Genomic DNA, 12,940 nt, shown 5'->3' on the forward strand with positions numbered 1-12,940 from the left:
ACTCCGGTGGCGCTGGGCGCGCTCAATCATCCGGGTGAAATCCCCGCTCAGCCGCAGAACGGGCCCGATCGCTGCCGATGACTGAGGCATGTCATACGAATCACGCGGTCCCGCGGGGCTGATCGCCCTGTGGAAGCGCTGGTATCGCGGCGATGGGGAATTGACCGACGACTCCGCGATGTTCGCGGCGGCGCTGGCGGCGCTGAACCTGATGGGCGCCACGCTCTCCGTCCTGTGGCTGCTGCTGGCGCACGAGGACCACGCGAACGAGGTCGTCATCGTCTGCGCGACGCTCGCCGCGTACGCGCTCGGCACGTTCCTCGTCCTCGGGCGCCGCGCGAAGCCGTGGTGGATGTTCCAGCTCTCGATCGCGCTCGACACGCTCGTGATCAGCGTCGCGCTGGTCGCGACCGGCGACCCCGGCAGCGTCTACGCGTTCTACTACCTGTGGGCGACGCTCTACGCGGTGTGCTTCTTCGACGCCCGCCAGATCGTGCTCCAGGCGGTGTGGGTGTGCACGGCGTACGCGACGTCGCTCGCGCTGATCGGCGAGCGGCCGGTGACCGCGCTGATCGCGCAATGGCTGCTGCCGATGGTGACGCTGCTCGCCGCGGGAACGCTCGTGCGCGTCTTGACCGGCCGGCTGCGGCGGACCGAGGCCCGGCTCCGGCACGACGCCGGCCACGACCCGCTCACCGGGCTCCCGAACCGCGCCCGGTTCGGCGCGCGCCTGGAGGCGATGCTGGCCACGCCCGGGGAGCAGGTCGCGGTCGTGTTCATCGACCTCGACCACTTCAAGCGCGTCAACGACAGCCTCGGCCACACGGTCGGCGACGCGCTGCTGGTCGAGGTCGCCGCGCGCCTGCGCGGCCACGCCGCGCCGACGACGTCGCTCGCCCGCTTCGGCGGCGACGAGTTCCTCGCGCTGATCCGCACGCCGGAGTGGGAGGCCGACGCGCGACGGCTGCTGCACGCGTTCGAGCAGCCCGTCCGCGTCGGCGGGTACGAGTTCGCCGTGACGGCGAGCCTCGGCGTCGCCGCGGCGCGGCCCGGCGAGGACGCACAGACGGTGATCGCCAACGCCGACGCCGCCGTCTACAGCGCAAAGCACGAGGGCCGCGCCGGCGCAGCGATCTTCGACGCCTCGATGCGCGCTGCGGTGACCGACCGGCTGCGACTGGAGAGCGATCTGCGCGCGGCACTGGAGCGCGACGAGCTACGCGTCGCCTATCAGCCGATCGTCGCGCTCGACGACGACGCGATCGTCGGCGCCGAGGCCCTCGCCCGCTGGACGCATCCCACGCTCGGGCCGATCGCGCCGGACGTGTTCATCGCGCTCGCCGAGGAGACGGGCCTGATCCACTCCCTCGGCGAACGGGTCCTGACCACCGCGTGCCGCGACGCCAAGCGGTGGGTCGAGGAGATCCCCGGCTTCCATGTCTCGGTCAACCTCTCACCGCGCCAGCTGACCGCGGCCGACTTCATGCTGCGCCTCGAGCGTGCGCTCGCGCGCAGCGACTTCCCGCACGCGCGGCTGCTGCTGGAGGTCACCGAGACCACCGTGCTGACGCATGACGCCCGCACGCGCGCGAACCTGCAGGCGATCGGCGAGGCGGGCATCGGCCTCGCGCTCGACGACTTCGGCACCGGGCACTCCTCGCTCGCGCAGCTGCGCAGCGTGAACTTCGACGTGATCAAGCTCGACCGCGGCTTCATCGTCGCCGACCGCACGCCGACCGGCGACGCGATCCTCGCGGCGGTCGCGAGCATCGGCACCGCCACCGGTGCGCGAGTGCTGGCCGAGGGGATCGAGACCGCCGAGCATCGCGAGCGGGTGCTGCGGCTCGGCTGCGGGTTCGGGCAGGGCTGGAACTTCGGCCGGCCGTCCGCCGCGGCGGATTTCGAAGCGGTGCTGTGCGCTCACCTCGGCGATTCGGCTTCGTCGAGCAACCCGAGCGCGACCGCGCGGGCAACCGCCTCCTCGCGCGAGCTGACGCCAAGCTTGCGATAGATCGCGCGGATGTGCGACTTGATCGTGTTGCCGGACAGGTAGAGCGCGTCCGCGATCTCGCGCACCGTGCACTGCCCGAGCAGGCGCAGGACGGCGAGCTCGGCCGGTGAGGGGAGCTCGGCCACCGGCGCGACTTTGTCGGTCCCTTCGAGCGCGGCCGTCAGCTCGGCGGCGAGCGCGGGCAGCCGGCCCGCATCACGCGCGCCGGCGAGCAGCTCTTCGGCCTGCGCGAGCGAGCGTCGGGCGGCGGCGAGATCGCCGCGAAGGAGCTCGATGCGAGCGAGCTCCAGCAGCGCCCACGCGTGCCACATCCCGCCCTGGATCGTGCTGCGCACCGCGCGTTGCGCCGCCCGCTGGGCGTGGCCGAGGCGGCCTTCGAGGGCCGCGGTGACGGCATCGGCGAGCTGCGCCCGTGAGTCCGACGGGCGACCGATCAGCTCGGCCTCGCGCGTCGTCGCCAGCGCGCGGTCGGCGTGCCCGCGCGCGAGGTGTGGTCTCCCCGCGTGCGCGTCGAGGATCGCGAGCGCCGCCGACGCGCCGATCAGCCCGAACGGCCGCTCGCCCGCGTCCGGATGCTCGAGCGCCGCTCGAGCGGCCACCGCGGCGCTGTCGTTGTCACCGGCGATGAGCCGGGTGAGGGCGAGCACCGCGTTCGCGGCGACCACCAGTTCCTGCTGATCGGCGGCGAGGTCGACCGCCGCCTCGGCCGCCTGGACGGCGTCACCCACGTGATCGTCGGTGTAGTGGGCAAGCGCGAGCTGCAACGCCGCGCTGTCGATCGCCCGCCAGCCACCCGATCGCATCGTCCCGGCCGCGTGCACCAGCCCGAGCAGGCGGCGAATGTCGGGTGCCGGCCGGCCGACCGCGTGCCCGGCGATCACGGCGGCCACGAGCGCATCGGGCCGCCGGGCCAGCACCTCGCGCGGGATCGACGCCGTCCACCGCGCGAGCGTTCCCGTGCGACCGGTGCGCAGCAGGCGGAACTGGTGATCCTCGACGAACCCGGCGAGGGCGTCCCACTCGCCGGCGGCCAGGGCGTGCTCCGCCGCGTCGTCGACGCGCCCGCGCTCGAGCGACCACGCCATCGCCCGGCGGCGCAGGACGGTGCTCTCGCCCGGTTCGACGACGTCCAGCTCGGCCAGGAGATGATCGCGCAGCAGGCTGTGGTAGCGGTACCAACCAGGCCGGTCGGGCAGTTCGGTGACGAGCAGGTTCGCGCGCTCGAGCCCGCGCAGCCGTTCGAGCGAGCCCGAAGCCTCGAGGACGACGTCGCACTGCTCGCCCGACAGCTCCGCCAGCACCGACGTGCGGGTCAGGAACCGATGCGCGTCCGGCTCGAGGTCGGCGAGCACCTCGGCTGTGAGGTAGTCGCGAACGTGGCGGTGGGAGCCGCGGAAGGCATCGACGGCGGCCTCCGCGTCCGGGCGCTCACGCAGCCACAGCGCCGCGAGATAGAGCGCCGCCGCCCACCCCTCGGTGCGTTTCGTCAACGTCGCGACGGCCGTCGCGCTGAGCGAGACGCCCTCGACGGCCGCGAACAGGCGGCGCGCCTCGGAGGGGGTGAACGCGAGCTCGGCGGTGCGGATCTCGGCGAGCTCGCCCTGGCTGCGCAACCGTGCGATGCGCAGCTTCGGCAGCGTGCGCGAGCACATGACCAGGTGAACGTTCTCCGGCAGCACCTCGATCGCGTGGTCGAGCGAGCGCAGGCAGTGCTCGTCCCCGATCGACTGGAGGTCGTCGAGCACCACGACGAGCGGTTGCCGGTCGGCGGTGAGCGCTTCAGCGAAGGCGTCGATCGCCGGCCGCACGTAGCCGACCGGCTGCTGCAGCCGTTCCAGCGCGGCGGCTCCGGCCCCGTCGCGTTCCCGCTCCACCGCCGTCGCGATCGACGTCCAGAGCCGGACGGGATCGTTGTCTGACGGATCGGCGACCACGGACGCGGCCACGTTGCCGCGGTTGGCGATCCAGCTCTCCACCGCGATCGTCTTGCCGTAGCCGGCAGGTGCGACGACGAGCGTCAGCGACGCCTCCCACCCGCGATCGAGCGCGTTCTCCACACGTGGACGCCGCACGATCCCCCGCCGCAACCGCGGCCGGACCGCTGTGCCGAGTGGGCGAGCTGCGCTCACTGCAGATCGCCACGATCATCCCTCGGCGGGTGAGTGCGCCTCACACGGCCGGGGTGACCGTCGCGCTCAGGCCGCGCTGTTGGCCGCGATCGCGGCCGGCGTGGCGCCGCTGCCGAGCAGGCGCGAGGCGGTGGCGACGATGCCGACGCCGACGATGACCGCGAAGCCGAGCAGCGTGTCGCGCGCGCTCACGTACTGGAGCGCGATCCCCGCGCCGACCGCCGGGAACGACAGGCCGAGGTAGCCGGCGAGGAAGAGGCCGGCGAGCGCCTCCGCGCGGGTGTCGGCGGGTGAGATCTCGATCACGGTGCCGACGGCGCCCTTGAACACCGCGCCGCCGCCCGCGCCGCTCACCGCACCGCCGATCAGCAGCAGCGCGAGGCTCGGGGCCGGCAGCCAGACGGCGAGCACCGTCAGCGCGAGGCCGAGCAGCATCAGCGCGATCCCGAGCGCCAGCACGCGGCGCACGGACCAGGGGAGGGTCGCGATCTGCACGACCACGCCGGCGGCGAACATCACGAAGACGGTGAAGCCGGCCAGCGCGTGCGACGACTGGTGCAGCGTGCCGATCAGGAAGGTCGAGGCGAGGCCGGTGAACAGGCCGAGGACGCCGAAGGCGACGAACGCGCCGAGCGCCGCGGCGAAGAACGCGCCGCGCGCTTCGGCGGGCACGGCGAGGCGCTGGATCCGGTAGGGCGGGCGCGGGTTCGGCGTGGTGTGCGGGTCCGGGGCGACCGCGACGAGCGCGAAGGCGACGAGCAGCACGACGACGAACACGGCGTAGGGGACGGTGAGCGGCGAGCCGGCCCACTGCGCGAGAAGGCCGGCGATCAGCGAACCGAGGCCCAGTCCGCCGACGTTGACCACGGTGGCGACGACCTGCGAGCGCCGGTTGCCCGTGCCCGGGCGGGTGGCGGTATGGAGGTCGGCGAGGTACGCGGTGGCGGTCGCGGTCACGATGCCGACGGAGAAGCCGTTGATGATCCGCGCCACGATCAGCCCGGGGAGGTCGCGCCAGACCAGGAACACGAGGGCGCTCACGACCGTGATCGCGATCGCCGGCAGGAGCACGCGGCGGCGTCCGTGCCAGTCGGAGATGTGTCCCGCGAGGATGAGGCTGGAGACGACGCCGACGGCGTAGGCCGCGTAGATCAGGGTGATCACGAACGCCGAGAAGCCGTCGCGCTGCTGATAGAGCCCGTAGAGCGGGCTGGGAATGGTGGAGAAGGCCATGACCGCCAGGAACGCGAACGCCACCGACCAGAACGCGAGATCGTGACGACGCGCATCGGGGACGGTGCGAGTCAAGTTCATTGGCGCTCATCGTTGCGCACGAAACCATCGCGTTCAATGCTGATCGGAGCTATCGGTCATCACGCGCAGCGATTACCATTGTGGGTGACGATGGAACTGCGACAGCTCGCGACGTTCGTCGCCGTGGCGGAGGAACAGGGCTTCTCGCGCGCTGCGGATCGGCTTGGAGTGGTCCAATCGGCGGTCTCCGCGACGATCCGCAACCTCGAGCGCGAGTGGGGCGTGACGCTGTTTCACCGGACGACGCACCGCGTCGAGCTGAGCGCCGAAGGGCGCGAGCTGCTCCCCGTCGCGCGCGAGGCGCTGCGGGCGGCGGGCGCGGTCGACGGCGCGGTCGAGGAACTCCACGGCGGCCTGCGCGGGACGCTGCGCCTCGGGATCATGCAGACGACGCTCAGCCCGGGCGTGTTCAGCGCCGCGGGGGTCATCGCCGCGTTCCGCGCCACGCATCCGGCGGTCAAGATCGAGGTGCGCCAGGCCGGCAGCGGCAGCCAGGCGGACGCCGTCCGCGAGGGCGAGCTCGACCTCGCGTTCGTCGGGCTTCCACAGACGAGCCTCCCGGGTCTGGAGCTGACGCCGTTGTCGCGTGCGGAGATGCAGGTCGCGTGCCCGCCCGGGCACCGTCTGGCGTCGCGGGCCTCGGTCGACCTGGGCGCGCTGCGGGATGAGCCGTTCGCCGAGATGCCACCCGAGTGGGGCGTGCGGATCGCCAACGACCACGCGTTCGCCGCCGCCGGGGCACAGCGGACGATCGCGTACGAGATCAACGATCTGGTGACCGTCGCCGACTTCGTCCGCCACGGGCTCGCGATCGCGATCCTCGCGCCGGGCATGTTCCCGCAGGACCCGCTCCTCGCCTTCGTGCCGATCCGCCATCACGCGCCCGCGTTCCTGGTCTCGCTCGTGCAGCCGTCGAACCGTCCGCCCAGCCCGGCCGCCCGCGCGTTCGCCGCGACCGCCGCCGCCTACGCCGCGACCTGAACACGCAGCCCGGCCCGCCGCCCCCAGGCGATCGCGGCGGTGAGGAGGGTGGGCGCTGCGACGAGGAACAGCGCGTCATGCGCGCCGCGGTGGGCGAGCAACCCGCCGATCGCGGCGCCGGCGGCGAGACCGGCGCCCTGCGCACTGGTCAGCCAGGTGAGGGCCTCGACCGCGCGATCGGCGGCGGCGACGCCGTCGAGCAACTCGAACAGCGCGACGTTCAACAACCCGAATCCGGCTCCCGCGAAGACGAGCACCGCGGTGACTCCGAGCAACGACGCGAAGACGAGGCACAGCGGCAACGCGACCGCCACGACGAACGTGCCGAGCAGATAGCGCGCCGCGGGTGCGTGCCGGCGGGTCGCCCCGACCCAGAGCGTGCATGCGACGCTCCCGAGGGCGAACGCGGCCAGGGGAACACCGGCCGCGCCGGTCGCGTCCGCTTCGCGGGCGAGGGCGGGTACGGCGACGTCGAGCGCGCCGAACGCGAGCCCGAGCACCCCATCGCACACCGCCAACGTCCGCAACCCGGGACTCTCGCCCAAGACGCCCCAGAACCGGTGCGGGGATGAGGGTGGCTGGGTCTCACGTGAGGAGTCGGGTGCTGTGAGCGCGACGAGCAGTGCCGCCGTCGCGGCGCCGGGGATCACTGCGGCGAGGGCGACGAGCGGGCCCAGGAGCGCGGCCGTCGCTCCGGTCAGCGCCGGGCCCGCGACCGCGGCGACGTCGCCCAGCGCGGCGTTGAGCGCGTGCGCGGTGGGCGTGAGCTCAGGTCCCGCCACCTCGACCCAGGCCGCGCGGGCGGTCGCGATCACGGGTGGGACCACGGCACCCGCCAGCCCGCTCGCCACGACCGGAGCCCATGCCGGCCCCGCGCAGCCCACGATCACGAGCACGAGCCCGGCGGCGTGCAGGGGAGCGAGCACCAGCAGCGCCCGCGCGCCGCGGCGGTCGACGAGCCGCCCGCGTACCGGTGCGAGCGCGGCCGACGCCGCCGCGAACGCCGCCACCGCGGCTCCCGCGACCGCGAACGATCCCGTGGCGCCTTCGGTCGCGAGGACGATCGCGAGCGCATAGCTCGTGAACGACAACCAGCCCAGGGCGCACCCGGCAGCGAGCCGGATCGCCCCAGGGCGCGCCAGCAGCGCGCGATATGGCGTAGCCACAACCACTTCCCTTCACTCGACGCTTGACCGGACCGGTGGACCCGCGGCGAACGCGGGCGGGTCGGGTCTACGGCGGCGTGAGGCGCAGGAGCGGCATCGCTCCAACGATCATGTCATGCGGGCGGTCACAAGAACGGCGCTCGGTGGAACTTAAGTGTTAAGTCGCCACTGAACGGAGGAATGCTCGTGCCCGGACGTCCCGTAGGTCTGATCGCCACCAGCGCGGTGCTGCTCGCCGCCGCGCTGTTCCCCACCGCCGCGTCGGCACAGGCGCCGGCCACGACGCTCACGGCTGCGGGGGTCGGTCAGTCTGCGCCCAAACCGGACGATCCCAAGAGCGAGCGCTCGATCCGTGAGGCCGTAGAGGCTGCCGAGGCGTCGGCGCTGCCGAAGGCGGTCGCGGAAGGCAAGGCCCACGCCGTCGCGCTGGCGGCCGCCGCGGGTCTGACGCTCGGTGCGCTGATCTCGATCTCGGACTCGCCGCCCAACTCCTACCCGTTCTACTACCAGTTCGGGACCTTCCCCAACGGCCACTACTGCGGGAACGTCCGCCGCGTCAAGACGGTCGTGCGCAACGGCAAGCGCGTTCGCGTCGCGGCCGGTACCCGCAGGGTCTGCCGCGTCCCGCCGCAGGTTTCCGCCTCGGTCCAGCTCACCTACGCGGTCACACCGGCGGCGTAACGATCTCGATCCGGATCTGCTCGTCGTCCGGGATCTCGGCGACGCGGTCGCGACCGCGTCGCCAGTGACTGGGAAGGAGGAAGTACTTGCCGCCCGAGTGCATCAGCAGCCGCAGCCCGCTGTACTGCTTCCGGTAGCGGCCGGGCACCGGCTTGCCGGTGCCCGCGGGCACGAGGTCGCTGTCGCTGACGCCGTGGCCGTGCAGGAACAACGTGCTCTGGGAGAGGACGACCACTTCGGCCGCGTTCGGGAGCTCGCGCTCGATGGCCTTCGCGCGAGCGAGCCCGTCGTAGACGGCGAAGAGTGAGACCGTCCAGAAGAGGGCCATCACCAGCAGCGCGACGAGCAGGGCCCGCGGTAGCTCGCTCTGCTTGAACCGGCCGGTCGCGGTTCCCGCATAGATGAGGAGAGCGAACGCGGTGGCGAGCGACGCGGGCAGCCACGCGTAGAAGATCGCCGGCGAGTTCGGCATCCAGTGGCCGATCCGCGCTGACCACGCGGGCATCAGCAGCGCCGAGCCGCCGAGGACGAGCAGGGCGATCGCCAGCACGCCCACGGCGTTGTGCGCGCGAGCGGCCGCCGCGGGGCGGCTCGCCAGGTACCGGTGCAGGGCAAAGCCGGCGACCGCCACGAGCCCCAGGCGCAGCATCGGCATATATGCCGAGCCGACGCTGCGCAGGATGTAGTCGGTGTTCGCGAAGTCGAGCAGGCTGAGGTCGACGCCGAAGTACGCGAACGTCCGCTGGGTGCGGGCCCAGCCGAAGTACAGCAGCAGCGACGCCAGCAACGCGCCTTGCGCCACCACCCAGCCGGCGACGCGCCAGACGGCCTCCGGGCTCGCGCCTGGCTGCGGCGTGAGCGCGGACGTGTCCTGTGACATCGCTACTCGCCGGGGTCGGCGGTCGTGGACGGACTGGCCGTCGGGGTCGCCGTGGGCACGTTCGTGGGCTCCTCGGTCGGCTCGGCCGTCGGCGTCGCCGTCGGGACGTTCGTGGGCTCCTCGGTCGGAACGTTCGTCGGCTCGTCGGTCGCGGTCGCCGTTGCCGTCGGAACGTTCGTCGGCTCCTCGGTCGGATCCGCGTTGGCGGTCGGGACGCTCGTGCCCTCTTTCGACGGCGTCGCCGTCCGGCCCGGCTTGTGCGGCCCCGGCTGATGCGGGCCTTTCGTCGTGGCCGCGGTCGCGGTGGCGTCGCCGCCGTCCGGGGCGTCAGGACCGAACTGCGCGGCGTTCTCCGACCCGCCGCAGGCGGCGATCGCGATGACCAGGCAGGTCAGCAGTGAGCGGGCGAGTCGCTTCAGAGCCATCGCTGGGTAGACCCGGCTCCGGACGACCCTGATACACGAGCCTCGTGCCCGCGACGCCTTCGCGGCGTCGCGGGCACGCTCGCCCTACCCGGCGACCTGCAGCCGCTGCCGCGCCGCGTCGACCGCGGCCGGGTCGTGCACGACGCGGGCTGACGGATGCGCGCCGGTGAGCGTCAGAAGCTGGTCGGCGCCCGCTTCCGGCAGGACCTCGTAGCTGGTCCAGCGGATGGTCTGCGGGGCCTCTTCAGCGTCGCGCCCCGGGTCGCGGAGCTCCAGCGGCTTGCCGTTGTCGGCATCCACCCAGATCGTCCACGCAGGCCGGCCGGCGTCGGGCTTGAGCGAGATCGCCCAGGCCTGGGTGCCGTTGTGGTCCTCGAGCCCGGTCACGCGCATGTGGCCTTCGCTGAGCAGGATCCGCACCTTCTCGACGATCGGATCGCCGGAGGGCAGCGCCGGGTCCCGGCCCTTGTTCGCGGGGACGGGCACGCGGGACTTCCCCACGGTCGCGCCGCCCGCTGCGGCCTTGCGCTCCGGGGCGCCGCCGGCGCCCTTGGCGGCCGGGCCTGAAGGGCCGTCGTAGATCGTGTCGGTCGACGGGTCGTAGAACGCATCACCGGACAGTTCGTAGGTGCTGGCGTCTTCGATCCGCAGACGCTGGTCGGCCGGGTCGTCGGAGGACTGCCAGACCTCGCGCGTCGTCGTGCGCCCGCCCTGGGTCTCGACGCTGCGCGCGTGCAGGATCTGGTCGGCGCCGGGGTCCAGCCAGTGCAGCGCCTGGGTGATCGCGGAGGCCGACGACGGCCCGCCGACGTCACCGGGCCCACCGGCCAGCATCACCGCGCCGGCGACGGTGAGCGTCACGCCCGCGGCCACCGGGATCGCGACCGCGCGCGGAACCGCGCGGCGCGCCCGAGCCTCGATCGGCTGCTCGCGCACGCGGGCCAGCAGCTCGGGGTCGAACGCGTCGTCGTCGACGCGCGGGCGAGCGGCGCGCAGCCGCTCCATCACGTCGTGTTCCATGTCGGACTCTCCTTCGTCGTCGTTGGACTGAGCGCGGCGCGCAGGCGGCGCCGTGCTCGAGCCGCGCGCATCCGGAACGCGGCGTGGGTGATGCCGAGGACCCGTGCGGCGTCGGCGCCGGAGAGCTCGAACCAGGCGCTCAGGACGATCGCCTCGCGGTCCAGCGGCGAGAGCGCCATCAGCGCCGCGCGCAGCTCGCCGTCCTCGACGTGGTCGGCGGGGTCTGGCCCGGGTACACGCGGCTGGAGGTCGAGCAGCGCGTGCAGGGCACCCGCCCGGAACCGGGTGCGGCGCGCGTTGGCGAGTACCCGCCGCGTGACGCCGATCAGCCACGCCAACTCGGCCCCGTGCGGGATGTCCCGCTGCCGGCGCCAGGCGATCGCGTACGCCTCGGCGACCGCGTCGTCTGCGTCCTCCCGCGACGCCATCGAGCGGGCGTACGCGAGGACGCGGGGATACGTCGCCCGATAGAGCTCTTCGAAGTCCACGCAGGGCAAGTGTCCACGACCGCGCGGAGTGCAACCGGGGGTGCCCCGGGAAACGCTCGCCCAGCGATACCGAGCCGGGGCACCCCCGCGGATCTACCCCCGGCGGACGGTGAGGCTGAGCGTGCGCGCCGCGCCGCCGGCGATCGTGGCGCGGGCGGTGTAGCGGCCCGGCTTCAAGCTGGCGAGCCTGAGCGAGCGGGTGCCGGGGCGCAGCGTCCGCGTGCGCAGCGCCTTGCGGTGGCCGCGCCGCGTGACCGTGATCTTGACCGTGGCCGGAGCGGTGAGCGTGACGCGCAGCCGGGTGCTCGCCGACGCCCGGAAGCGCTTCCGCGAGGCCGTGAACGCCGTGATCGCGGGTCGGGCGGCGGGGGCCACGACGGCGGCGGCGGCGGCGGGCGCGGGCTCCGGGTCACCCACCGGCGCGGGTACGTCCGGCGTCGCCACGGGGGAGACGACGGGCGGCTGCTCGCGGGCGAACGCGAGCACGGCGCTGCGGTTGTAGGACGCGGCGTAGAGGTTGCGGCCGTCCGGGCTGACGACGAGCTGGTGCACGCCTTCGAGCAGACGGCCCTGCGCGCAGATCCCGCCCGCGCCGTCGTAGCTCAGACACCCGCCGGTGCCGTCGAGCTGGTGCAGGCCGCCGGTGGGGGGATCGCGCTCGAACGTGTCGATCGCCCCGGCCAGGACCGCCGCGACGTAGACGTTGCGGCCGTCGGGCGCCACGACCACCGCCTCGGCTCCGGCGAGCGCCCGGCCCTGGACGCATCCGTCGCTGCCGTCGTTGGTGACGCACCCGTGGCGCGCCCCGCTCGCCGCCTGGCTGAGCGCGCCGCTCGGTGCGCTGCGCAGCGCGGCGACGCCGCCCGGGACGGTCGACGTCACGTAGACGTCGTCCGCGGCGACCGCGACGTCGAACGGCGCCTGCATCCCGTGCACGGCGGGAATGCCGCACGCGCCGTCCACGGGCGACACGCAGGAGGGCATGGCGAGCACGCCTGCCGGGTTGCGCGGGAAGGTCCACAGGGCGCGGCCGCCGCGGTCCACGGCGAACAGGTGGTTCGCGGCGGGCGTCAGGGCGAGCGCGGTGGGCTGCTTGACGGCGAGACCGGCGTGGGTGCAGTCGGCCTCCTTGCCGGTCGTGCTGCTGGCCATGCCGTCGCGGCTGATGCACGCCGGTCGCCCCGGCGGCTGGGAGAGGATGCTCGTCGCGGGATCGCGCCGCAGCTCGGCGATCGCCGCGTCGCCGCCCGCAGCGACGTAGACGTCGCTGCCGACGGTGATCACGTCCTCGGCGGCCCCGAGCGCGGTGCCGCTCCCGGGGCACCCGGGCAGCATCCACGAGCCGATGCACGGCTGGGTCGGCGGCTGCGACAGCGCGCCGCTGTTCGGGTCGCGAGCGAACACGGTCACCTCGTCGGCGAGGTTCGCGACGTAGACGCTGCGACCGTCGCTCGAGACCGTGATGGCGACGGGGTTCGACAAGCCGCGTGGGACCCGCACGCAGTGCGGATCTCCGGCCGCCAACAGGGTGAAGCAGCCCAGTTCGGTCAGCGCCCCGGTTGCGGCGTCGCGCGCGAAGACGGCGAGCGACTGCGTCGCCGGCGCCGCCACGTACACGTTGCGGCCGTCCGGGCTGATGGCGATCGCGGTCGCGCCTTCGATGCCATAGCCGTCCGCGCACGTCCCGCCGCTTGAGCTCTCGCTCACGCATCCGGCCTGCGTCAGCGCGCCGGGCTGCGCGGAGGCCGCGCTCGGCAAGAGGAGGGTGAGCGCGAGTCCGGCGAGGGCGACGATCTTCATGCCGCCAGCTTCTCCGGCGGCGCCTCACGCGCCCAGGGGAGAAGC

11 protein-coding genes are annotated in these 12,940 nt (G+C 73.5%); 3 read left to right on the forward strand and 8 right to left on the reverse strand.

The window, feature by feature from the left end; all coding sequences use genetic code 11:
- Nucleotides 1-88: 88 nt before the first annotated feature.
- Nucleotides 89-2,011, forward strand: coding sequence for a putative bifunctional diguanylate cyclase/phosphodiesterase (locus OM076_RS02320; RefSeq protein ID WP_270037748.1), 1,923 nt, complete (start codon nt 89-91; stop codon nt 2,009-2,011).
- On the opposite strand, the gene OM076_RS45835 is transcribed toward OM076_RS02320, so the two are convergent.
- Nucleotides 1,921-4,083, reverse strand: coding sequence for a helix-turn-helix transcriptional regulator (locus OM076_RS45835; RefSeq protein ID WP_270037749.1), 2,163 nt, complete (start codon nt 4,081-4,083; stop codon nt 1,921-1,923). The genes OM076_RS02320 and OM076_RS45835 overlap by 91 nt on opposite strands.
- 123 nt (nt 4,084-4,206) lie before the next feature.
- Complete coding sequence (locus tag OM076_RS02330; protein WP_270037750.1) at nt 4,207-5,454, reverse strand: MFS transporter; 1,248 nt, start codon at nt 5,452-5,454, stop codon at nt 4,207-4,209.
- A 90-nt stretch (nt 5,455-5,544) separates the two neighbouring features.
- Here OM076_RS02330 and OM076_RS02335 point away from each other — a divergent pair, with 90 nt between their 5' ends.
- Nucleotides 5,545-6,435 carry a LysR family transcriptional regulator gene (locus tag OM076_RS02335; protein ID WP_270037751.1) on the forward strand — a complete coding sequence of 297 codons (891 nt, stop codon included), beginning with the start codon at nt 5,545-5,547 and terminating at the stop codon, nt 6,433-6,435.
- Here the strand turns inward: OM076_RS02335 and OM076_RS02340 are convergent.
- Nucleotides 6,420-7,601, reverse strand: coding sequence for an MFS transporter (locus OM076_RS02340; RefSeq protein ID WP_270037752.1), 1,182 nt, complete (start codon nt 7,599-7,601; stop codon nt 6,420-6,422). The two genes, OM076_RS02335 and OM076_RS02340, sit on opposite strands and share 16 nt — an antisense overlap.
- Nucleotides 7,602-7,787: 186 nt before the next feature.
- Here OM076_RS02340 and OM076_RS02345 point away from each other — a divergent pair, with 186 nt between their 5' ends.
- Nucleotides 7,788-8,282: an SIMPL domain-containing protein gene (locus OM076_RS02345; protein ID WP_270037753.1), complete on the forward strand. Its 495-nt coding sequence runs from the start codon at nt 7,788-7,790 to the stop codon at nt 8,280-8,282.
- On the opposite strand, the gene OM076_RS02350 is transcribed toward OM076_RS02345, so the two are convergent.
- The 5 genes from OM076_RS02350 to OM076_RS02370 form a co-directional block, all read right to left on the reverse strand.
- Nucleotides 8,266-9,162 (reverse strand): hypothetical protein, encoded by an 897-nt coding sequence (locus OM076_RS02350; RefSeq protein ID WP_270037755.1) that lies wholly within the window; start codon nt 9,160-9,162, stop codon nt 8,266-8,268. The two genes, OM076_RS02345 and OM076_RS02350, sit on opposite strands and share 17 nt — an antisense overlap.
- Before the next feature lie 2 nt (nt 9,163-9,164).
- Nucleotides 9,165-9,587, reverse strand: a complete 423-nt coding sequence (locus OM076_RS02355; protein WP_270037756.1) for a hypothetical protein — start codon at nt 9,585-9,587, stop codon at nt 9,165-9,167.
- Nucleotides 9,588-9,671: 84 nt separating this feature from the next.
- Nucleotides 9,672-10,607 (reverse strand): hypothetical protein, encoded by a 936-nt coding sequence (locus tag OM076_RS02360; RefSeq protein WP_270037757.1) that lies wholly within the window; start codon nt 10,605-10,607, stop codon nt 9,672-9,674.
- Nucleotides 10,592-11,095, reverse strand: coding sequence for an RNA polymerase sigma factor (locus OM076_RS02365; RefSeq protein WP_270037759.1), 504 nt, complete (start codon nt 11,093-11,095; stop codon nt 10,592-10,594). The genes OM076_RS02360 and OM076_RS02365 overlap by 16 nt, the downstream gene beginning before the upstream one ends.
- A gap of 93 nt (nt 11,096-11,188) precedes the next feature.
- Complete coding sequence (locus tag OM076_RS02370; RefSeq protein ID WP_270037760.1) at nt 11,189-12,895, reverse strand: beta-propeller fold lactonase family protein; 1,707 nt, start codon at nt 12,893-12,895, stop codon at nt 11,189-11,191.
- Nucleotides 12,896-12,940: the final 45 nt, after the last annotated feature.

It is taken from the genome of Solirubrobacter ginsenosidimutans (assembly GCF_027587205.1).

Bases quoted from the DNA above. Each gene is read 5' to 3' on its own strand.
- OM076_RS02320 (WP_270037748.1), top strand. From the start codon at position 89: ATGTCATACGAATCACGCGGTCCCGCGGGGCTGATCGCCCTGTGGAAG.
- OM076_RS02330 (WP_270037750.1), bottom strand. From the start codon at position 5,454: ATGAACTTGACTCGCACCGTCCCCGATGCGCGTCGTCACGATCTCGCG.
- OM076_RS02355 (WP_270037756.1), bottom strand. From the start codon at position 9,587: ATGGCTCTGAAGCGACTCGCCCGCTCACTGCTGACCTGCCTGGTCATC.
- OM076_RS02370 (WP_270037760.1), bottom strand. From the start codon at position 12,895: ATGAAGATCGTCGCCCTCGCCGGACTCGCGCTCACCCTCCTCTTGCCG.
- OM076_RS02335 (WP_270037751.1), top strand. From the start codon at position 5,545: ATGGAACTGCGACAGCTCGCGACGTTCGTCGCCGTGGCGGAGGAACAG.
- OM076_RS02360 (WP_270037757.1), bottom strand. From the start codon at position 10,607: ATGGAACACGACGTGATGGAGCGGCTGCGCGCCGCTCGCCCGCGCGTC.
- OM076_RS02350 (WP_270037755.1), bottom strand. From the start codon at position 9,162: ATGTCACAGGACACGTCCGCGCTCACGCCGCAGCCAGGCGCGAGCCCG.